The sequence below is a fragment of the Streptococcus ilei genome (assembly GCF_000479335.1).
In the GTDB taxonomy this organism is placed as follows: domain Bacteria; phylum Bacillota; class Bacilli; order Lactobacillales; family Streptococcaceae; genus Streptococcus; species Streptococcus ilei.
Genome location: NC_022584.1, coordinates 442,133 through 462,400 on the forward strand (window position 1 = coordinate 442,133; position 20,268 = coordinate 462,400).

The window sequence follows — 20,268 nt, forward strand, 5'->3', positions numbered from 1 at the left end:
GAGTGGGCTCTACTACGCTGATTTCATCAGCTTTTACAGCCCTACTCAACTGTGCGGAGGTGGGACAACGAAATCAAATTCTAACCAATGACCGATTTCTGTCCCACTCTCAACTTTTTATTTTAATTTTTCGAGGGCTGGGACAACGGCACTAGTGATCAGAACCGTTGCAATAACTTCGATGAGTGAGTTAGTAGACACAATCAAGGCGAGAAAATCGTTGATTCCACCTTTGAATTGACTACCAAAAAAGAGGTAAATCCCGCTTAAAACAAAAACGGTATTGGTCATAGATCCGACAATGCCGGCTGTTATTAACCCAGTACGATTGCGCATTAATTTATAGATATAGTAAGGTGTTATTCCGATCAAGATACGTGGAACTATTGCAATGAGGAGGGAATAGAAGTTTCCGTTTGGTACAAAGGGACTAAAGAGGTGGCTTGCAGGTGTTAAAACAAGGGTATTCATCGTTAAACTAAAGAGTCCCATAAGCAATCCTAAAGTAGCCCCGATTCGTGGTCCGTAAATGATAGACGCGATCACAACAGGAATATGAACCAAGGTTGGCTGAATACCTGATGGTACAAAATGTAAGATGAAGGAAGTGGTAAAATGGATGGTAATCATTACCGCGAAAAATATAGCAACGCGTGAAATGGATGAGGATTTTTTCATGAAAGCGACTCCTGTATAGTAGTTAGAATGGTTTCGATGGAAGCTAAGGCTCCAGACCCTTGATCGCCACAAGCCAGAGTAGCATAGCGAGGTTGAATAATCTGATAGCCGAAGTCTTGTAAGAGTTTTAGATTTCGTTGAGTAGCTGGGTGTTCCAGCATTTTCGTATTCATAGCGGGAGCTAGGATTTTTTTAGTTCCTTGAGGCAAGGCTAGAGCTGTGCTCGTCACCATATTATCTGCTAGCCCCATGGCAAGTTTAGCAATCGTATTGGCACTAGCCGGCGCTACTAGAAAGAGGTCTGTCTCTTTTCCAATGTCGATGTGCTCAATCCGCTGCGGATCCTCTTCAATCATGACATCTAGACCGACTGGATTTTTTGAAAGGACCTGAAGGGTTAGGGGAGTGATAAAAGCTGTAGCTGCAGGAGTCATGATTACCTTCACCTGATGACCGAGCTTGGTCAATTGACTGGTGATATCCGCTGCTTTATATGCAGAAATACTTCCTGTAACAGCTAGTAGAATATTGGCCATAGGTTTTATCCTTTATTTGTAATGTGATGGAAGATTTTTTGAGCAATATCCAATTTCGTTTCGGCTATTCGAGTAGCATCTTTAGTAACTAAGTATGCTCGATGCTTCCCGTCTTGAATTTCGCTCAAGTTATTGGCTACAATCATTTCTGCCTGATTCTTTTCGAGGCTAGCACGAGCAACTGATAGTAGTTGATCCTGGGATACATCAACCAGAAGTTTAAATCCAATTAAACGAATGTCTGGATTCCAGGCTTTCACCAAGGAAATCAACTTAGGATTTTTCTTCAAAAAGAGAACTTGATAATCTTCCTCCGATGAAATCTTCGATTCCTGATTGGTTTGATGGAGAAATTGCTCTAAATTAGTAGCTTCTTTTACAGCATGAAAACCTGTCATATAGACTGGACTGTAGTCGGAGACAGCCATGGAATGAATAAGGACCTGATGAGTTGGAGTTTCTTTCTCAAGGACTGTTTGAAGTTCAGCGACATTGTTGATGAACACTTTTGTTAAAAAAGGATGAGCTTTCGGCTGAACCGCGGTTGGGGTGGTCACCAGAGTCACAGAAAATCCTGCCTCTAAAAATTTTTCGGAAATGATTTTTCCAAGTTGACCAGTGGAATGGTTGGTAATCGAACGAACCTGATCAATTTTTTCACTCGTTCCACCAGAAGTAATCAAAATATTCATAGGCTTATTTTACAAGAATTTTATATTTTAGTAAAGCCAAGAACATTGGTCTTGAGTCTGTTTTTTAGGCGAAACGGAAGTAATGGGAGAGGAATTGGGGACTCATAGTTATTTCGTATAGAGGGCTATAAGAAATTAGAATAAAGGCCGAAAAGGTTCATTTTAAAGGCAAATACCGAACGAACGGGGAAGGTTTGACATTTAAAATATATATCCTTGTGAAATTTCTGTATAATAGGATTATTAAATAGTGAGGAGATTAAGATGAAGACAGATATCGAGATTGCACAAAGTATTGAATTGAAACCAATCACAGATGTGGTAGAAAAATTGGGGATTCATTTCGATGACTTAGAACTCTATGGAAAGTACAAGGCAAAATTAACCTTTGATAAGATTCAAGCCGTTCAGAAGGAAGAACCAGGAAAACTCATCTTGGTGACAGCTATTAACCCAACTCCAGCTGGAGAAGGAAAATCTACTATCACTATTGGATTGGCAGATGCCTTAAATAAGATTGGTAAACAAACCATGATTGCCATCCGCGAACCATCTTTAGGTCCTGTTATGGGTATTAAAGGGGGAGCAGCTGGTGGAGGCTATGCCCAAGTTCTCCCTATGGAGGATATTAATCTTCATTTCACGGGTGACATGCATGCCATTACGACAGCAAACAATGCTCTTTCAGCTTTGATTGATAATCATTTGCATCAAGGAAATGAGCTAGGCATCGACCAACGCCGGATTATCTGGAAGCGGGTAGTGGACTTGAATGACCGTGCTTTGCGGCATGTTTCTATCGGTCTCGGAGGCCCTCTTAATGGGATTCCTCGTGAAGATGGGTTTGATATCACCGTTGCTTCTGAGATTATGGCCATTCTTTGTTTGGCGACAGATATTGAAGACTTGAAACGCCGTTTGGCTAATATTGTCATCGGCTACCGCTATGATCGTAGTCCAGTTTATGTCCGCGATTTAGAAGTAGAAGGGGCTCTTGCTTTAATCCTGAAAGATGCCATCAAGCCAAACTTGGTTCAAACCATCTATGGAACTCCAGCCTTCGTTCATGGTGGACCTTTTGCAAATATTGCCCATGGATGTAACTCTGTTTTGGCTACCTCAACCGCTCTTCGTTTAGCCGATTACGTAGTGACAGAGGCAGGCTTTGGGGCTGATTTGGGAGCTGAAAAATTCTTGGATATCAAAACACCAAATCTCCCAGCCAGTCCATCTGCTGTTGTGATTGTTGCAACGATTCGAGCTTTGAAGATGAATGGTGGAGTTGCCAAAGATGCTCTTTCTGAGGAAAACGTTGAGGCTGTTCGTTCAGGTTTTTCTAACTTGGAACGCCATGTTGAAAATATGCGCAAATTCGGTGTTCCTGTAGTGGTTGCCATTAATAAATTTGTAACGGATACAGAAGCTGAAATTGCAACTCTTAAAGAACTTTGTGCTTCTATTCAAGTTCCTGTTGAATTGGCTAGCGTTTGGGCCGATGGAGCTGATGGAGGAGTAGCCCTAGCAGAAACCGTGGTGGCGACCCTTGAAACAAGTCCAGCTAGCTACACTCGTCTTTATGATAATGATCTTTCTATTGAAGAAAAAATTACCAAGATTGCTAAGGAAATTTACCGGGCAGACAATGTTGTCTTTGAGAAAAAAGCCAAAACTCAGATTGCTCAGATTGTAAAAAATGGCTGGGACAAGTTGCCCGTTTGTATGGCCAAGACACAATATAGTTTTTCAGATGATCCAAGTCTCCTTGGGGCACCTTCTGGATTTGACATTACTATTCGCGAATTGGTGCCTAAGACTGGTGCAGGCTTCGTCGTTGCTCTAACTGGTGAAGTGATGACCATGCCTGGACTACCAAAACGTCCTGCTGCTTTGAACATGGATGTGGCAGAAGATGGGACAGCCTTGGGCTTATTCTAATAAAAGTATATGAGAGTGGGACAGAAATCGGTCATTCGTTAGAATTCGATTTCGTCGTCCCACCTCCGCACAGTTGAGTAGGGCTGTAAAAGCTGATGAAATCAGCGTAGTAGAGCCCACTCAACCACTGCGTCTTGCTCGACAATCCAAAGGCAATTGAGAGGCTAGGACTTTTGTCCCAGCCTCATTTTTATATTTTTAAGGTATAATAGAGAGATAGAAAGCGAGAAGACTATGTTGAAGATACGACCAGACACCTTAGCGGATGCTCCTGAACTTGTCAGAATTTATGCCCCTTATGTTAAGAAAACAGCCATCACTTTTGAATATGATGTTCCGACGACGGAGGAATTTGAAGGGCGTATCGAAAAGACCCTTCAACGTTCTCCCTACTTAGTAGCTGAAGAAAATGGTCAAGTACTTGTTTATGCCTATGCTTCAAGCTATTATGACCGATCAGCCTATGACTGGGCTTGTAGAAGTATCAGTCTATGTGAACGAACATTATCTTGGGTAAGGACTGGGTTCTCGTTTGTATGAGGCCTTAGAGAGGGAGCTGGAAGCGCGTGGCTATTTACGCTTTTTAGCTTGCATCGCCTTGCCAAATCCAGCTAGTATTGCCCTGCATGAAAAACGAGGCTATGTGAAAGTTGCTCATTTTCCAAAAGTTGGTTACAAGTTTAATCAATGGCATGATATCGTCTGGATGCAAAAGATCATAGATGGTCCTGTCAGAAAAATAGAGAAATAAGCTATTAGATTATCAGTAATACTGGTTGATTGCTCATATCATTTACTCATGTCATTTACCTATGTTAGAATGTCACTAAGACTAAATAAATCACCGAAAGAGGTCGGAATGTAAAGCCAATCTTTTTCATTCTAAAGGAGCCTATATGTCCCAAGAAACAAATGCCCGACTACTGCCTCAGAAACCTTCTAAATGGGCAAAAATCCTGCTTAATCGCAAGGTACCCGTTTTACTTTTTTTATTTCTTGAACTTACCTTCCTAATCTTTTCTTATGTCAGCCTCCAAGAACATTTCCCATCTATTATCCTATGGGGAACACTTGTTGAGTGTCTTTACCTTCTTTTATTTGCTCAATCGATCCATGGACTCCCGTTCCAAATTATCTTGGCTGATTATCATTGCCCTCTTTCCAATTTTTGGGACAGCTCTGCTCTATTTTTCTCTCGCTGATTTTGGTGTCAGACGATTGAAAAAGCGTCTTGTGGAAGCTACTCAGCAAGCTTCCGACTATTTGAGCACTGATACAGGAGTTGCAGATTATTTATCTCATAGTGATCGCCAATTACAGCGTTTGGCTTATTTTCTGGAGCACAGTCCGGCTCAGTTTTCCATCTACAGAAACACTAATGTTACCTATTTCCCACTTGGAGATGACATGCTTCCGGTCTTGTTAGAGGATTTGAAAAAGGCCGAGCATTATATCTTCATGGAGTATTTCATCATTGATGAAGGCATCATGTGGGGAGAGATATTAACCATTTTGGAGGAGAAGGCTAAGGCCGGACTGGACGTTCGTGTTATGATTGATGGGATGAATGAGATGACCAACTTGCCCTACGATTATATCGAGAGGCTACACAAGGTTGGGATTAAAGCTCAAACCTTCTCACCACTCAAGCCAATTTTATCGACCTATTACAACTACCGAGACCATCGAAAAATAACAGTGATTGATGGTCAAGTTGGTTATACCGGAGGCGTTAATATTGCTGATGAGTATGTCAATAAACGAGAGCGTTTTGGTCATTGGAAGGATACTGCGATTCGATTAGACGGCTCAGCAGTACAAACTCTCAAGGCTCTCTTTTTGACCATGTGGTCAGTGACTGGAGTTGATGATCCAGCTGATATGGAGCGATATCTACAAGAAAAGCCTCAAAAAAGAGATAGTCAAGGCTTTGTTCTTCCATACGCTAATTCGCCATTGACTTATCACAAAGTCGCAGAGAATGTTTACCTACATCTTCTAAATACATCCACAAATTATGTTTATATTATGACCCCTTATCTGATTTTGGATGACGAACTCGTAAGAGCCATGACCTTTGCGGCCAGACGAGGAGTGGACGTTCGTATCATTATGCCGGGGATTCCTGATAAACAGTATGCTTTTGATATTGCTACGACATACTTTAAAGTCTTGTTGGATGCTGGCGTCCGTATTTTCCGCTATACACCAGGTTTTGTCCATGCTAAAGTTTATGTTTCTGATGCCAAACAAGCTGTTGTAGGTACTATTAACACAGACTACCGAAGCCTCTATCAAAATTTTGAAAATGGGATTTATCTCTATAAAAATCTGGAAGTGCTCAAAATTGCTGAGGATTTTGAGAAAACCCAAGCTCTTTCAGAGGAAGTCACTTTGGAGAGCTTGTCTAAAATGCCTCTAGTTCATCGTTTGAGTGGTTATCTCTTTTCTTTGATTGGACCTTTGATGTAATATAGGAGTACTCAATATGGATACAAAAATCCTTTTGAAACTGTTAGAAGACCAAGCTGACCCAGCTAAAGTACCACAAATGAAAGCTTATATGAAAAATAAATTCAGGTTTCTTGGCGTTCAAAAAACAATTCTCAGAAAGATTGAAAGAGACCTTTTTAAGTCGTTCATGAAGAATCCAATTGATTGGAACTTTGTGGAAGAGTGTTGGCAGCAACCCTACCGTGAGTTTCAATATGTTGCTATGGATTATCTGGACAAAAAGAAGAAGGAGCTTAGACCTGAAGATTTTCCAAAGCTAAAGGAATTGGCTCAAACTAAATCATGGTGGGACAGTATAGATCAATTAGACCGTATTATCGGGGAGATTACTTTTCACTATCCAGAAACCAAGAATATTATGCGCCAATGGAGTCTGGCTGAAGATTTTTGGTTGAGGCGTATTGCCATTGACCACCAGCTTATGCGTAAAGAATTGACAGATACAGACCTCTTAGCTGAAGTTATTTGTAATAACTTTAGACAGACTGAGTTTTTCATTAACAAGGCTATCGGTTGGAGCTTGCGCAATTACTCAAAGGTAAATCCTGATTGGGTTCGTGTTTTTATTGATCAACATGCTAGTCAAATGGCTCCTCTTAGCATTAGAGAGGCAAGAAAGTATTTGTAGAAATCACCTCTTGACTCTGTGACCTATTATGCTATAATAGTCACATGCGATGAGTCGATTGGCTCTTAGGAGCCTTTTGCGCTGAGGAGGTCTACATTCAATTGTAACGCAGGAGCGGACCTTGAACAGTTGTGTGAACCGGCTGTTCTCATCGAAAGATGCCTCGAATCCCTTACCATTTGGTAGGGGATTTTTTTGTAGAAATTCACTGCTATCAAATACATATATTTGTTTGCCTCTTGTGGTTGCTGGTGGTATAATGATGGAAATAGATGTATTCATTTGTGTTTGAAAGGAGATGGTTATAGTGTATGATCAAAACAGTCCAAACAACAAGTGGTCACAAGAAACTTTCCAACGTATCAGTGAACTGGAGAGATTAGAACAATATCAGGCTAAGTTGTTCATCATGAAGGAACAAATGAAGAATAACCTTCATTGGAGAAACGCTACTATGCTTGGTATTATTTTAGCTATACTATCTTTCCCACTTTTTGGATTGCGAGCCTTTGTTATCATTCTTCTTGCAGGGGTGTTCTATTATTTACCAGCCTACCAAAAAAGAAAGTCTTTATTCAAAGGTCAGGTTCGATCCAATGACGAGATTTATATTACAGATTTTCTTTGTCCTATTTTGAAAGAAGTTTTTCCTCAAGCTGAGCTAACTTTGACAGCTAACTACCCTATGAATGTCTTGCAGGTCTTTAGTCCGAGATCGACTAAGTTTAATCTCTTTCATCAACTGTCCTTTCATGATGAAAAGAATCTCGTAGTAGCCAATCTCTATGCTTACCACATTGAAACGCGAACCAAGAGAGACTCTAACGGGGAAACTCATACGGTCAACGAAGAAGTTGAAGATTTTTCTGGTCAGATTTTTTCTTTAAAAGCTCCAATCTCATTTCCAGGGCACTTGAGAGTTGTTCCAACCAAGAAATCTTTGTTTTTAAAAAGAGAACTAAAAGGAGACTATCCGGGTGCTGGACCTACTGAAGTCCAAATTGAAACAGAAGATATCCAAAACAATGAAAACTACAATATCTATTGTACTAATGAACTGGCTGCACGAAAATTCTTAAAACCTAAGATCCTAGAATGGTTTGATCAGCAAATTTCTCAGAATGCTATGTGTGTGTATTTAGTACAAGACACACTCTACATTTCCTTATATACTGATCGCTACCTTTTCCCAACCCCAAATAGAAAAGACGCAATCGAAAGTCTTTCGATTGCTGCAGAGTATCAAAAACTCTGTAGGGAGATTGATCTCATTGATGAATTAACCAATATATTTAAAGGAGAATAACTATGTCAGGTTTAATGATTGCCCTTGTTGTATTTGCTCTTGTCATTTTCTTGTGGTTTATCGGAGAAAGCAACCGTTTGAACCGTTATCAGGTCATGATTGAAGAATCTAAAAGAACGGTCGATATCACTCTGGTGAAACGCTACGAAACCATTTCGGAAATGTTGAAGGCTGCTAAGGCTTATGCCCAACATGAGGAGAAAGTCTTTAGCGAATTGGTAGCCCTTCGCCAAGGTGCTTCTATTCAAGAATCCAACCAAGTTATTGCCAATCAAAATGATGTTTTGGCACAAATCCGAGCAGTGGGTGAGAATTATCCAGAGCTCTTGTCTTCTAACCAATTCTTGGCCTTGCAAAAAGAAATTGCAGATGAAAATGAAGATTTGGCAGCCTCTAAACGCATTGTCAATAGCAACATTAGTCAAATCAACCAAGCAATTGTAACCTTTCCAACATCTGTTGTTGCAGGGATCAAAGGCTTGTCACAAGTTCCATTTTTATTGGAAGACACGCGAGGGAAGAAGGACTTGAGTGATTTGGATTATGAGATCCATTAATTTTAAATAGAAGCTTTCATCTATCTAGAAACGATCCCGGTCTTAGATCGGGATTTTTGTTTTTAGAAATGGAAAATACGCTTTTCATTTACTGGGAAAAATAGTATAATAGATGAAATTCACAAATTTTTAGAAAATTCCGAAAGAGGTTTTATTATGGGATATACAGTTGCTGTTGTCGGTGCGACAGGTGCCGTTGGTGCTCAAATGATCAAGATGTTGGAAGAATCGACACTTCCAATCGATAAAATTCGCTACTTGGCGTCTGCTCGTTCAGCTGGTAAGGTATTGAAATTTAAGGATTTAGACATTACGATTGAAGAAACAACGGAGAACGCTTTTGAAGGCGTAGATATCGCTCTCTTCTCTGCTGGTGGTTCAACTTCTGCAAAATACGCACCTTATGCTGTGAAAGCAGGAGCTGTCGTGGTCGACAATACGTCTTACTTCCGTCAAAACCCAGATGTGCCGTTGGTTGTTCCAGAGGTGAATGCTCATGCCCTTGATGCCCATAACGGAATCATTGCCTGCCCTAACTGTTCAACGATCCAAATGATGGTAGCTCTTGAGCCTGTTCGTCAGAAATGGGGCTTGGACCGTATCATCGTATCGACTTACCAAGCTGTCTCTGGTGCAGGTATGGGTGCTATTCTTGAAACACAACGTGAACTTCGAGAAGTTTTGAATGATGGAGTGGATCCGCGTGATTTGCATGCGGAAATCTTACCATCAGGTGGCGATAAGAAACATTATCCAATCGCATTTAATGCTCTTCCTCAAATTGACGTCTTCACTGATAATGACTACACATATGAAGAAATGAAGATGACAAACGAAACCAAGAAAATCATGGAAGATGATAGCATTGCAGTTTCGGCAACGTGTGTACGTATTCCGGTCTTGTCAGCTCACTCAGAGTCAGTTTACATTGAGACCAAAGAAGTAGCTCCAATTGAAGAAGTAAAAGCGGCCATTGCGGCCTTCCCAGGCGCAGTACTGGAAGATGATGTTGCTCATCAAGTATACCCACAAGCTATTAATGCTGTTGGTTCTCGTGATACCTTTGTTGGTCGTATCCGTAAGGACTTGGATGCTGAAAAAGGGATCCATATGTGGGTAGTTTCTGATAACCTTCTTAAAGGAGCAGCCTGGAACTCTGTTCAAATCGCAGAAACTCTTCATGAGCGTGGATTGGTGCGCCCAACAGCTGACTTGAAGTTTGAATTGAAATGATTCTATAACTGAATAAATCGTAATGGGGACAGTGACCAACTTTTGGTGCTGTCCCTCTTCCCTATGATTGAATCAAGAAGGAGGATCTATGTCTTATCAAGATTTAAAAGATTGTAAAATGATTACCGCCTTTATCACCCCTTTTCACGAAGATGGCTCGATCAACTTTGAAGCTATTCCTCCTTTGATTGAGCACCTCTTAGCTCACCATACGGACGGAATTCTTTTAGCTGGTACCACGGCCGAAAGTCCGACACTGACACACGATGAAGAATTAGAACTCTTTGCAGCGGTTCAAAAGGTGGTGAACGGACGGGTTCCTTTGATTGCTGGTGTCGGGACCAATGAAACCCGAGATTCTATTGAGTTTGTAAAGGAAGTAGATCAGTTTGGAGGTTTTGCTGCTGGTTTGGCCATTGTTCCTTACTACAACAAACCTTCTCAAGAGGGGATGTGCCAGCATTTTAAGGCTATTGCAGACGCTTCTAACTTGCCAATCATTATCTATAACATCCCAGGGCGCGTGGTTGTCGAAATGACACCAGAAACCATGCTCCGTTTGGCTGAACATCCAAACATCATCGGGGTCAAAGAATGTACGACTCTTGCCAATATGGCTTATTTAATTGAGCATAAGCCAGAAGAGTTCCTCATTTATACGGGAGAGGATGGAGATGCTTTCCACGCCATGAACTTAGGGGCAGACGGTGTCATTTCAGTAGCTTCCCATACCAATGGGGATGAAATGCACGAAATGTTCCAAGCGATTGAGCACAATGATATTAAAAAGGCAGCGGCTATTCAGCGCCAATTTATCCCTAAAGTTAATGCTCTCTTTTCTTATCCAAGTCCAGCACCAGTTAAAGCAGTCTTGAACTATATGGGCTTTGAAGCAGGGCCTACTCGTTTACCATTAGTTCCAGCCCCTGCTGAGGAAGCGAAGCGCATCATCAAAGTTGTAGTGGATGGGGATTACCACGCATCGAAAGAAATCATCACGGGAGTTCTTCGTCCGGATTATTGATATTTTAGATTCTTGACAAATCTCCTATTTATTAAGATAATAGAAGTATATTGAAGACCAAGGAGAAAAAGATGGAAGTCATTAAACGTAGTGGTGAAGTAGTAGAATTTGATCCAGATAAAATCTACCAAGCTGTTTTAAAAGCGGCTCAAACAGTCTATGTCTTAACGGATGATCTTCGCCAAAACTTGGCGCAAGTGACCAAGAAAGTTGTGATGGATCTGGAAGAAGCTAAAGTGGAACGTGCGACGATCAGCATGATCCAGTCAATGGTTGAACACCGCTTACTTGGCGCTGGTTATATTACCATTGCTGAACACTATATTTCTTATCGCTTGCAACGTGATTTGGAACGGAGTGGTTATGGAGATCACATCGCTGTTCACTTGCATTTTGAGCAAATTCGCTAAAATAAGAAACGAAGTTACAGATGTAGCTTCGTTTTTGTTTGTAAAAATGGGAAGCTGTTTTATAAAAGAAATACCGTATTTCATGGTATAATAGATATGATTGAATTTTGAAAGGATTTCATTTCATGGCGATTATTCAATGGTTTCCTGGACATATGTCCAAAGCTAGAAGACAAGTACAGGAAAATTTAAAATTCGTGGATTTTGTAACGGTTCTGGTGGACGCTCGTTTGCCATTATCCAGTCAAAATCCCATGTTAACAAAAATTGTTGGTGACAAGCCTAAGTTGATGATTCTGAATAAGGTAGACTTGGCAGATCCTGTCGCAACAAAAGAATGGCAGGAGTATTTCGAATCTCAAGGAATCAAAACATTGGCTATCAACTCCAAAGAGCAGTCGACAGTCAAAAAAGTAACAGATGCGGCTAAGTCTTTGATGGCAGATAAAATTGCTCGCCAAAAGGAACGAGGGATTCAGATTGAAACGCTTCGAACAATGATTATTGGGATTCCCAACGCTGGGAAATCAACGCTGATGAATCGTTTAGCAGGGAAAAAGATTGCCGTAGTTGGAAATAAACCAGGTGTAACCAAGGGACAACAGTGGTTGAAAACCAATAAGGACCTCGAAATCTTGGATACCCCAGGGATTCTTTGGCCAAAATTTGAAGATGAAGATGTAGCTCTAAAATTAGCTTTAACGGGTGCCATTAAGGACCAGTTATTGCCTATGGATGAGGTGACTATTTTTGGTCTGGAGTATTTTAAATCTCACTATCCAAAAGAGTTGCAAGAACGCTATAAGCAAATGAATTTGGAGCAGGAAGCACCGGAAATCATCATGGAGATGACCCAACGCTTAGGCTTTCGAGATGATTACGATCGTTTTTATAGCTTGTTTGTTAAGGATGTACGAGATGGTCGTTTGGGTCGCTATACCCTTGATCGCGTAGGTGAAGTGGATGCCAACGATTAAAGAAGTCAAAGAGCGTTTGGCAACGATTGATAGGCTGGATCATCCCTTGTTTGAAGAGTTAATCTATGATGCTCGAGCGGGCGTTCAGTCGGCCATCAACAAACGAAAACGTGAACTCCAAAAACAAGTAGACGAAGACCTGCGTTTAGAAAAAATGCTCACCTATGAAAAAGAATTATATGCCCAAGGGATTCAGCTCATTGCAGGAGTGGATGAAGTAGGACGAGGCCCTTTAGCTGGGCCTGTCGTCGCTGCAGCTGTTATTTTGCCGGAAAATTGTAAGATACCAGGTTTAAACGATAGTAAGAAAATTCCAAAATCGAAGCACTATGCAATTTATCAAGCGGTTTTAGATCAGGCTCTCTCTGTCGGGATTGGGATAAAAGATAATCGGGTCATTGATCAGGTTAATATTTATGAAGCAACCAAATTAGCCATGCTAGAGGCTATTCAAGAATTGGACCCTCGACCTCAACACCTCTTGATTGATGCTATGAAATTGGATCTCCCTATTTCTCAGACATCCATCATCAAAGGAGATGCTAATTCTCTGTCTATCGCAGCGGCTTCTATTGTGGCGAAGGTGACACGAGATCAGATGATGGCGACATATGACCAAGAGTATCCAGGTTATGATTTTGCACAGAATGCGGGCTATGGGACCACCAAGCATCTTGAAGGATTGGAAAAACAAGGGGTTAGTCCAATCCATCGTCGAAGCTTCGAACCCATTAAGTCCATGACTGCTGTTGACTAGGAGGAGAAGAAAATGCTCTTAGCCTTTGATATCGGAGGAACCTTTATTAAATATGGCTTAGTCGATGAAGCCTATCAAGTGAGCGATTCCTCTAAAGTCCCGACACCAGATAGTATTGAGGACTTCTGGGAAGCCCTCGAGCGCGTGATTTGCTCGTTCCAGAATCAAATTACAGGGATTGCCATCTCATGTCCAGGTGAAATCAATAGTCGACTTGGTTTTGTCTTTAAAGGTGGCCTAATTCCTTATTTGAGGAATATTCCTTTAGCTTCTCGTTTAAATAAGATGTTTCAAGTTCCTGTGACCGTCCTCAACGACGGAGATGCTGCGGGTTTGGCAGAAGCTCGAATTGGAAACCTCCAAGATTGTTACTGTGGTGCAACCTTTGTATTGGGAACTGGCGTAGGATTAGCCTTGACTTCCAATGGTTCTTTAATTTCTACCTTGCATCTCAAGGATTATCTTCGTTGGCCGAACCCAGAGGAGCCACCAACAACTCCAGAACAAAAACAATTTCAGAGAGAGATTTTGAAGCATGGGATTTCCAGTTTGGTTCAAAATTTAGGCTCAGCTGTCAACTTTGTAGCCCAAGCCAGTCAGCTCTTGCAACTGCCGGAAGAGGATGGCATCCAGGTTTTTGAAGCCCTTCACGCTGGTTATCATGGGGAGTTACAAGACTTATTTATTTCTTATTGTCGGGAAATTGCAATCCTGATCTATAACCTTCAGTCACTTGTTCGGCTTGAAAAAGTGACGATTGGTGGAGGAATTAGTAGCCAAGACCTTCTTTTAGAAGAAATCAACCATCAGTATAAATTGTTGTTTGAGGAAAGTAGTGAGCAACGATTTTCTTTACTAGAGATTCAAGCAGCTCGTTACCACAACTCAAGTAACCTTTTGGGGGCCGTTTGTCATTTTAATATTGTAGAAAATCATTAAAAAGTTCTATTTTTAGAGCTTTTTTTGTTTTCTTTTACGAATATTATAAATAGATAGTAGAAAATGAGGTTTACGAATGAACAAATATGAACTTTATAAATTAAAGGTTTCTGGCCTGTCTAATCTACAGGTTTTTAACATTGTCAATTACTGGGAAATGAATGGGGAATGGCCTTCTTTAGAATTAATAGCAAAAATTGCAGGATGTCGCAATCAAACACTTTTTATGGAACGATATATTCGGATTGATGACAAGGTCTTGATGGAGGAGTTCAAAGAGTTTGATTCGATATCCATTATGGATTCAGAATATCCTGAAGAACTTCTTTGGATGCATAACCCACCTGTTTTGTTGTTTTACTCAGGTAATATTGACCTTCTTAAACATCCAAAAATAGCAGTTGTGGGGAGTCGATCCTGCAGTCGCACAGGGATTCAATCTGTCGAAAAAATTATTAATGAGTTAAACAACGAATTGATTGTGGTGAGTGGATTAGCCAAGGGGATAGATGCTGCGGCTCATTATGCAGCTATTCGAAATGGAGGAAAAACAATTGGTGTGATTGGTACTGGGTTAGATGTCTTCTATCCTAGATCTAATAAACAGTTGCAGAAGTACATGAGTGGGAGCCATTTGGTTTTAACAGAATACGGTCCTGGCCAAAGCCCTCAAAAACACCATTTTCCAGAGCGTAATCGGATTATTGCTGGTCTTTCTAGAGCGGTGATTGTGGCAGAAGCGCGGATGAGGTCTGGGAGTCTGATCACTTGTGAGCGTGCTATGGAAGAAGGTCGTGATGTTTTCGCTATTCCAGGTTCTATATTGGATGGTCGTTCTGATGGTTGTCATCACCTCATTCAAGAAGGAGCAAAGCTTGTGACCAGTGGAAAAGATGTCCTAGATGAGTTTGAATTTTAAAATGAGTTTTCCTATAGGAGAACTTCACGGTTGACATCCCGAAAAAAATAGTTTACACTCTATGAGGTTTATTACAAAATAGAGGTAAAAAAGTGGCTACTAAAACAAAAAAGAAAACCACAACAGCTAAAAAGAATTTAGTCATTGTGGAGTCTCCTGCGAAAGCGAAGACAATTGAAAAATATCTTGGTAGAAATTATAAGGTCATGGCCAGTGTGGGGCATATTCGTGACTTGAAAAAATCTACCATGTCCATTGATTTTGATAACAATTATGAACCTGAATACATTAATATTCGCGGAAAAGGTCCTTTGATCAATGAATTGAAAAAAGAGGCTAAAAAGGCCAAACAAGTCTTTCTCGCAAGTGACCCGGACCGTGAAGGAGAAGCTATTTCTTGGCACTTGGCCCATATTCTTCAGTTGGATAAGGAAGATAAGAACCGTGTCGTTTTCAATGAAATTACTAAGGATGCGGTAAAAAATGCCTTTCAAGAACCCCGTAAGATTGATATGGATCTGGTAGATGCTCAACAAGCACGCCGTGTCTTGGACCGGATTGTAGGGTACTCGATTTCACCAATTCTATGGAAAAAGGTGAAAAAAGGACTTTCTGCTGGTCGGGTGCAGTCAGTTGCTCTTAAATTGATCATTGACCGGGAAGAAGAAATCAATGCCTTCCAACCAGAAGAATACTGGACAATTGATGGAACCTTTAAAAAGGGAACCAAGCAGTTCCAAGCCAATTTCTATGGAATGAATGGCAAGAAGATGAAACTTCAAAACCAGGAGGATGTGAAAGCTGTTCTTTCGCATCTCGACGGGAAAGAGTATATCGTTGAAAAAGTTGAGAAAAAGGAACGCAAACGCAATGCGCCCCTTCCTTACACAACTTCTTCTATGCAGATGGATGCAGCCAATAAGATTAACTTCCGTACTCGTAAGACCATGATGGTGGCTCAGCAGTTGTATGAAGGAATCAATATTGGATCAGGTGTTCAAGGTTTGATCACTTATATGCGTACGGACTCGACTCGGATTAGTCCAGTCGCTCAAAATGAAGCAGCTAGCTTTATCGTTGATCGATTTGGAGAGAAGTATTCCAAGCATGGAAGCCGGGTCAAAAATGCTTCTGGTGCCCAAGATGCCCATGAAGCTATTCGTCCTTCTAGTGTTTACAATACGCCTGAGAAAATTGCCAAGTACCTAGACAAGGACCAACTCAAGCTCTACACCTTGATCTGGAACCGTTTTGTGGCTAGCCAGATGACAGCAGCTGTCTTTGATACCATGAATGTCCGTTTGGGGCAAAATGGGGTTCAATATACAGCCAATGGTAGTCAGGTGAAATTTGACGGTTATTTGGCGATTTACAATGATTCGGATAAGAACAAGATGCTACCGGATATGGAAGAAGGGGATACTGTCACTCAGGTCAATAGCAAACCTGAACAGCACTTTACCCAACCCCCAGCCCGTTATTCTGAAGCGACCTTGATTAAGACGTTGGAAGAAAATGGAGTGGGACGTCCTTCAACCTATGCACCAACGATTGAGACCATTCAAAAACGCTATTACGTGAAGCTTGTAGCCAAACGCTTCGAGCCAACCGAGTTAGGGGAAATCGTCAATAAACTGATCGTTGAATTCTTCCCAGATATCGTCAATGTAACCTTTACTGCTGAGATGGAAGGGAAACTAGATGATGTCGAACTTGGGAAAGAGCAGTGGCAAAAGGTTATCGATTCCTTCTACCAACCATTTAAAAAAGAAGTAGCCAAGGCTGAAGAAGAGATGGAGAAAATCCAAATCAAGGATGAGGCGGCTGGTTTTGACTGTGAGGTTTGTGGAAGTCCCATGGTCATCAAATTAGGACGTTATGGTAAGTTCTATGCTTGTAGCAACTTCCCAGATTGTCGCCATACTCAAGCGATTGTCAAAGAAATTGGGGTGGAATGTCCTAACTGTCATCAGGGCCAAATCATCGAGCGTAAAACCAAACGGAACCGTATCTTCTATGGATGCAATCGCTACCCAGAATGTGAATTCACTTCTTGGGACAAGCCAATTGGCCGTGACTGTCCAAAATGTGGTCAGTATTTGGTTGAAAAGAAAGTACGTGGTGGTGGCAAGCAAGTTGTATGTAGCAATGGTGACTACGAAGAAGAAAAAGTGAAATAAGTTTTTAGAATGATTCGATGTCTATTATAACGGCAATTTTATAAAATGTCTGTTATAATAGACATTTTTATTTTTTTTCGTTATAATAGACATAAGGAGGTGGGCTTATGTATCTTGCTTTGATTGCAGATGTCATTGATTCTAAAATGGTTCAAGAACGTTTCAACCTGCAAAAACAGTTAGAAAAAACGCTTCGAAAGATGAATGAACTCTTTGGAGATTACTTGGCATCCTGTTTTACCTTGACCCTGGGCGATGAGTTTCAGGCGCTTTTAAAAGTGGATGCTCCAGTTTTTCAAATCATCGATACCCTGCGTTCAGAACTAAGCCCGACTCAACTACGTTTTGGTATCGGACTTGGAGAGATTGCAACAGCTATTGATCCCTTGCAAAGTATTGGGGCAGATGGTCCAGCCTATTGGAACGCACGCGCGGCCATCAATCTGGTTCATCAGAAAAATGACTACGGCAATACCCAGATTTATTTTTCAAGCGGGAACGACAGCAAGGACTTATTGGTGAACGCCCTCATTGCTTCAGGAGAAGCCATTCGTTCGGGTTGGCGTGGCAGTCAGGAAGAAATCCTGCTAGATCTTCTTAAGAGATTTGTATACAGTGAGAATTTTAGTCAGCAAGACTTAGCTCAATCACTAGATATCAATCCAAGCGCACTGTCTAAACGCTTAAAGAGTAGTAGTATTCGTGTGTATTTACGGGGGAGAGCAGCTGCCCTTGCTAGTATACAAGCTCTAGTGAAAGGAGAGGCTTATGAACGGATTGTCTAGTATTGTAATGAGTCCATACTTGATTCTCTTGTTGATTTGTCATTTGTTATCGGATTATTATTTTCAAAGTCAAAAGATGGCGGATCGCAAGAATCGGGATAAGAAGGTTCTAGGCCTTCATATTCTCTATGTAGCTCTTCCCCTAATCGTCGTTTCCCTCTGTCACCTGGACCTATGGTGGATTTGCTTGATCATTTTGCTAACTCATGCAGGGATTGATTACAGCAAGCCTTGGGTGCAAAAACAATGGAAATTAACAAACTCATGGGCTTTTACGGTGGATCAATTCTTGCATGTCGGTATCATCATTATTTTGGTCTTCTTGGGAGTAAAAAATAACACGACCTACCTGTCTGCTGATATCTTAAAGCTGATCTTTTATGTCCTCCTGGTGGGAAAACCGACCAATATAGTCTTTAAAATTCTCTTTGCCAATTACCAGCCGACGATGGAGGATAAAATGGATACCATCACTGGGGCTGGTTCTATGATTGGTTTTTTAGAGCGGTTGATTATCGGCGCCTGTCTCGTGTATGGTCAATTTGCTTCTATCGGCCTAGTCTTTACAGCCAAATCCATCGCTCGCTACAATAAAATTTCAGAGAACCCAGCCTTCGCGGAATATTACTTGATTGGGTCTTTATTCAGTATTCTATCTGCCCTCTTAGCAGCCTGGTTGTGTTTATAAGAAAACAACTAACAGTCGATAGACCAGACAGGAAGGATTAGCCTCCCTGTCTTTTTTATGCCCTTTTTGGTATAATGGACCAAGTATCAATTTAGAAAGATTTGTGGGTGTCAAACAGTCCAGATAGTTGTTTTGATATGAACTTAGGTTCCACCCAAAGAGGTATTAGTGTCATGTCTCAATCTTATATCAATGTTATCGGTGCGGGCCTTGCTGGCTCGGAAGCAGCTTACCAGATTGCCCAACAGGGAATTCCTGTAAAGCTCTATGAAATGCGTGGGGTCAAATCCACTCCACAACACAAAACAGACAACTTTGCTGAGCTAGTTTGTTCGAACTCTCTTCGTGGGGATTCGTTAACCAATGCTGTTGGTCTCCTCAAGGAAGAAATGCGTCGTCTTGGTTCTGTCATTCTGGAGGCAGCTGAAGCAACTCGAGTGCCGGCTGGTGGAGCACTCGCTGTGGATCGCGAAGGCTTTGCTAAGCGGGTAACAGAGAAGGTGTCCCAACACCCTCTGATTGAAGTGATTCGCGATGAAATCACGGAATTACCGACGGATGCTATCACAGTGGTCGCAACGGGTCCTCTAACTAGTGATGCTTTGGCTGAAAAGATTCATGAGCTTAACGGAGGAGATGGCTTCTACTTTTACGATGCAGCAGCTCCTATCATCGATGTCAATACAGTTGATATGAGTAAGGTTTATCTCAAGTCACGTTATGACAAAGGAGAAGCAGCTTATCTCAACTGCCCAATGACCAAACAAGAGTTTATGGATTTTCATGAGGCTTTGATCAATGCGGAAGAAGCCCCGCTTAACTCTTTTGAAAAAGAAAAGTATTTCGAAGGTTGTATGCCAATTGAAGTCATGGCTAAACGAGGTATTAAAACCATGCTCTATGGTCCGATGAAGCCAGTTGGACTCGAGTATCCGGATGACTACAAAGGGCCTCGGGATGGGGAGTTCAAGACACCATACGCAGTCGTTCAGTTACGCCAAGACAATGCGGCTGCTAGCCTTTACAATATCGTCGGTTTCCAAACGCATCTCAAATGGGGCGAGCAAAAACGGGTCTTCCAAATGATTCCTGGTTTGGAAAACGCTGAGTTTGTGAGATATGGAGTCATGCACCGCAATTCTTACATGGACTCTCCAAATCTCCTTGAGCAGACTTACCGTTCTAAGAAACAACCAAACCTCTTCTTTGCAGGTCAAATGACAGGAGTAGAGGGCTATGTTGAATCTGCAGCTTCAGGTTTAGTTGCTGGGATCAATGCGGCACGTCTCTTCAAAGGCGAGGAAGCAGCCATTTTCCCAGAAACAACAGCCATCGGAAGTTTAGCTCACTATATTACCCATGCCGATAGCAAGCATTTCCAACCCATGAATGTCAACTTTGGAATTATCAAAGAGCTAGATGGTCCGCGCATTCGGGATAAAAAGGAACGTTACGAGAAAATTGCCGAACGTTCTTTACAAGATCTGGCAACATTTATTGGAAAATAAAG

General features: G+C 41.4%; 18 protein-coding genes and 2 pseudogenes. 17 read left to right on the forward strand and 3 right to left on the reverse strand.

The genetic code is table 11. From position 1 onward, the window contains the following. Positions 1–117: 117 nt before the first annotated feature. From N596_RS02235 to N596_RS02245, 3 genes are read right to left on the reverse strand one after another with little or no spacing between them, the layout of a single operon-like run. A complete protein-coding gene (locus N596_RS02235; protein WP_023026791.1) occupies positions 118–678 on the reverse strand; it encodes an ECF transporter S component in 561 nt (186 codons plus the stop codon). Further along, on the reverse strand, positions 675–1,214 hold the full coding sequence (gene coaC, locus N596_RS02240) for a phosphopantothenoylcysteine decarboxylase (RefSeq protein ID WP_023026792.1): 540 nt from the start codon (positions 1,212–1,214) through the stop codon (positions 675–677). The genes N596_RS02235 and coaC overlap by 4 nt, the downstream gene beginning before the upstream one ends. A gap of 5 nt (positions 1,215–1,219) precedes the next feature. Then, the gene (locus tag N596_RS02245; protein ID WP_023026793.1) at positions 1,220–1,906 is read right to left on the reverse strand and encodes a phosphopantothenate--cysteine ligase; all 687 of its coding nucleotides are present in this window, start codon (positions 1,904–1,906) and stop codon (positions 1,220–1,222) included. 264 nt (positions 1,907–2,170) lie between these two features. Between N596_RS02245 and N596_RS02250 the strand changes: the two genes are divergently transcribed. The 17 genes and pseudogenes from N596_RS02250 to trmFO all read left to right on the forward strand — a co-directional run bounded on the left by N596_RS02250 (position 2,171) and on the right by trmFO (position 20,266). Then, positions 2,171–3,841 (forward strand): formate--tetrahydrofolate ligase, encoded by a 1,671-nt coding sequence (locus N596_RS02250; RefSeq protein ID WP_023026794.1) that lies wholly within the window; start codon positions 2,171–2,173, stop codon positions 3,839–3,841. 237 nt (positions 3,842–4,078) lie between these two features. Then, positions 4,079–4,592, forward strand: a pseudogene (locus N596_RS02255) (GNAT family N-acetyltransferase). Between the two features lie 145 nt (positions 4,593–4,737). Continuing rightward, positions 4,738–6,313: pseudogene (cls, locus tag N596_RS02260) on the forward strand (cardiolipin synthase). 16 nt (positions 6,314–6,329) lie between these two features. Next, positions 6,330–6,983: a DNA alkylation repair protein gene (locus tag N596_RS02265; RefSeq protein ID WP_023026795.1), complete on the forward strand. Its 654-nt coding sequence runs from the start codon at positions 6,330–6,332 to the stop codon at positions 6,981–6,983. 298 nt (positions 6,984–7,281) lie between these two features. Continuing rightward, complete coding sequence (locus N596_RS02270; protein ID WP_023026796.1) at positions 7,282–8,289, forward strand: DUF3137 domain-containing protein; 1,008 nt, start codon at positions 7,282–7,284, stop codon at positions 8,287–8,289. 2 nt (positions 8,290–8,291) lie between these two features. Further along, the gene (locus tag N596_RS02275; protein WP_023026797.1) at positions 8,292–8,846 is read left to right on the forward strand and encodes a LemA family protein; all 555 of its coding nucleotides are present in this window, start codon (positions 8,292–8,294) and stop codon (positions 8,844–8,846) included. Positions 8,847–9,002: 156 nt separating this feature from the next. Further along, positions 9,003–10,079 carry an aspartate-semialdehyde dehydrogenase gene (locus tag N596_RS02280; protein WP_023026798.1) on the forward strand — a complete coding sequence of 359 codons (1,077 nt, stop codon included), beginning with the start codon at positions 9,003–9,005 and terminating at the stop codon, positions 10,077–10,079. Positions 10,080–10,167: 88 nt separating this feature from the next. Beyond that, positions 10,168–11,103 carry a 4-hydroxy-tetrahydrodipicolinate synthase gene (gene dapA / locus N596_RS02285; RefSeq protein WP_023026799.1) on the forward strand — a complete coding sequence of 312 codons (936 nt, stop codon included), beginning with the start codon at positions 10,168–10,170 and terminating at the stop codon, positions 11,101–11,103. A 71-nt stretch (positions 11,104–11,174) separates the two neighbouring features. After that, complete coding sequence (locus N596_RS02290; RefSeq protein ID WP_006597242.1) at positions 11,175–11,513, forward strand: ATP cone domain-containing protein; 339 nt, start codon at positions 11,175–11,177, stop codon at positions 11,511–11,513. A 125-nt stretch (positions 11,514–11,638) separates the two neighbouring features. Beyond that, positions 11,639–12,490, forward strand: a complete 852-nt coding sequence (gene ylqF, locus N596_RS02295) for a ribosome biogenesis GTPase YlqF (protein ID WP_006597240.1) — start codon at positions 11,639–11,641, stop codon at positions 12,488–12,490. Beyond that, complete coding sequence (gene rnhB / locus N596_RS02300; RefSeq protein ID WP_023026801.1) at positions 12,477–13,247, forward strand: ribonuclease HII; 771 nt, start codon at positions 12,477–12,479, stop codon at positions 13,245–13,247. Before ylqF ends, rnhB begins: the two co-directional genes overlap by 14 nt. A gap of 12 nt (positions 13,248–13,259) precedes the next feature. Further along, positions 13,260–14,186, forward strand: a complete 927-nt coding sequence (locus tag N596_RS02305; RefSeq protein ID WP_023026802.1) for an ROK family protein — start codon at positions 13,260–13,262, stop codon at positions 14,184–14,186. 76 nt (positions 14,187–14,262) lie between these two features. After that, positions 14,263–15,105: a DNA-processing protein DprA gene (gene dprA, locus N596_RS02310; protein WP_023026803.1), complete on the forward strand. Its 843-nt coding sequence runs from the start codon at positions 14,263–14,265 to the stop codon at positions 15,103–15,105. A 92-nt stretch (positions 15,106–15,197) separates the two neighbouring features. Further along, positions 15,198–17,285 carry a type I DNA topoisomerase gene (topA, locus tag N596_RS02315; protein WP_023026804.1) on the forward strand — a complete coding sequence of 696 codons (2,088 nt, stop codon included), beginning with the start codon at positions 15,198–15,200 and terminating at the stop codon, positions 17,283–17,285. Between the two features lie 107 nt (positions 17,286–17,392). Then, the gene (locus tag N596_RS02320) at positions 17,393–18,070 is read left to right on the forward strand and encodes a SatD family protein (protein WP_023026805.1); all 678 of its coding nucleotides are present in this window, start codon (positions 17,393–17,395) and stop codon (positions 18,068–18,070) included. Beyond that, positions 18,054–18,758, forward strand: a complete 705-nt coding sequence (locus N596_RS02325; RefSeq protein ID WP_023026806.1) for a DUF3307 domain-containing protein — start codon at positions 18,054–18,056, stop codon at positions 18,756–18,758. Before N596_RS02320 ends, N596_RS02325 begins: the two co-directional genes overlap by 17 nt. Before the next feature lie 173 nt (positions 18,759–18,931). After that, on the forward strand, positions 18,932–20,266 hold the full coding sequence (gene trmFO / locus N596_RS02330; protein ID WP_023023213.1) for a methylenetetrahydrofolate--tRNA-(uracil(54)-C(5))-methyltransferase (FADH(2)-oxidizing) TrmFO: 1,335 nt from the start codon (positions 18,932–18,934) through the stop codon (positions 20,264–20,266). Positions 20,267–20,268 lie beyond the last annotated feature (2 nt).

Coding starts and splice junctions, on each gene's coding strand:
- N596_RS02235 (WP_023026791.1), bottom strand. CDS start 678: ATGAAAAAATCCTCATCCATTTCACGCGTTGCTATATTTTTCGCGGTA.
- coaC (WP_023026792.1), bottom strand. CDS start 1,214: ATGGCCAATATTCTACTAGCTGTTACAGGAAGTATTTCTGCATATAAA.
- N596_RS02245 (WP_023026793.1), bottom strand. CDS start 1,906: ATGAATATTTTGATTACTTCTGGTGGAACGAGTGAAAAAATTGATCAG.
- N596_RS02250 (WP_023026794.1), top strand. CDS start 2,171: ATGAAGACAGATATCGAGATTGCACAAAGTATTGAATTGAAACCAATC.
- N596_RS02265 (WP_023026795.1), top strand. CDS start 6,330: ATGGATACAAAAATCCTTTTGAAACTGTTAGAAGACCAAGCTGACCCA.
- N596_RS02270 (WP_023026796.1), top strand. CDS start 7,282: ATGGTTATAGTGTATGATCAAAACAGTCCAAACAACAAGTGGTCACAA.
- N596_RS02275 (WP_023026797.1), top strand. CDS start 8,292: ATGTCAGGTTTAATGATTGCCCTTGTTGTATTTGCTCTTGTCATTTTC.
- N596_RS02280 (WP_023026798.1), top strand. CDS start 9,003: ATGGGATATACAGTTGCTGTTGTCGGTGCGACAGGTGCCGTTGGTGCT.
- dapA (WP_023026799.1), top strand. CDS start 10,168: ATGTCTTATCAAGATTTAAAAGATTGTAAAATGATTACCGCCTTTATC.
- N596_RS02290 (WP_006597242.1), top strand. CDS start 11,175: ATGGAAGTCATTAAACGTAGTGGTGAAGTAGTAGAATTTGATCCAGAT.
- ylqF (WP_006597240.1), top strand. CDS start 11,639: ATGGCGATTATTCAATGGTTTCCTGGACATATGTCCAAAGCTAGAAGA.
- rnhB (WP_023026801.1), top strand. CDS start 12,477: ATGCCAACGATTAAAGAAGTCAAAGAGCGTTTGGCAACGATTGATAGG.
- N596_RS02305 (WP_023026802.1), top strand. CDS start 13,260: ATGCTCTTAGCCTTTGATATCGGAGGAACCTTTATTAAATATGGCTTA.
- dprA (WP_023026803.1), top strand. CDS start 14,263: ATGAACAAATATGAACTTTATAAATTAAAGGTTTCTGGCCTGTCTAAT.
- N596_RS02320 (WP_023026805.1), top strand. CDS start 17,393: ATGTATCTTGCTTTGATTGCAGATGTCATTGATTCTAAAATGGTTCAA.
- N596_RS02325 (WP_023026806.1), top strand. CDS start 18,054: ATGAACGGATTGTCTAGTATTGTAATGAGTCCATACTTGATTCTCTTG.
- trmFO (WP_023023213.1), top strand. CDS start 18,932: ATGTCTCAATCTTATATCAATGTTATCGGTGCGGGCCTTGCTGGCTCG.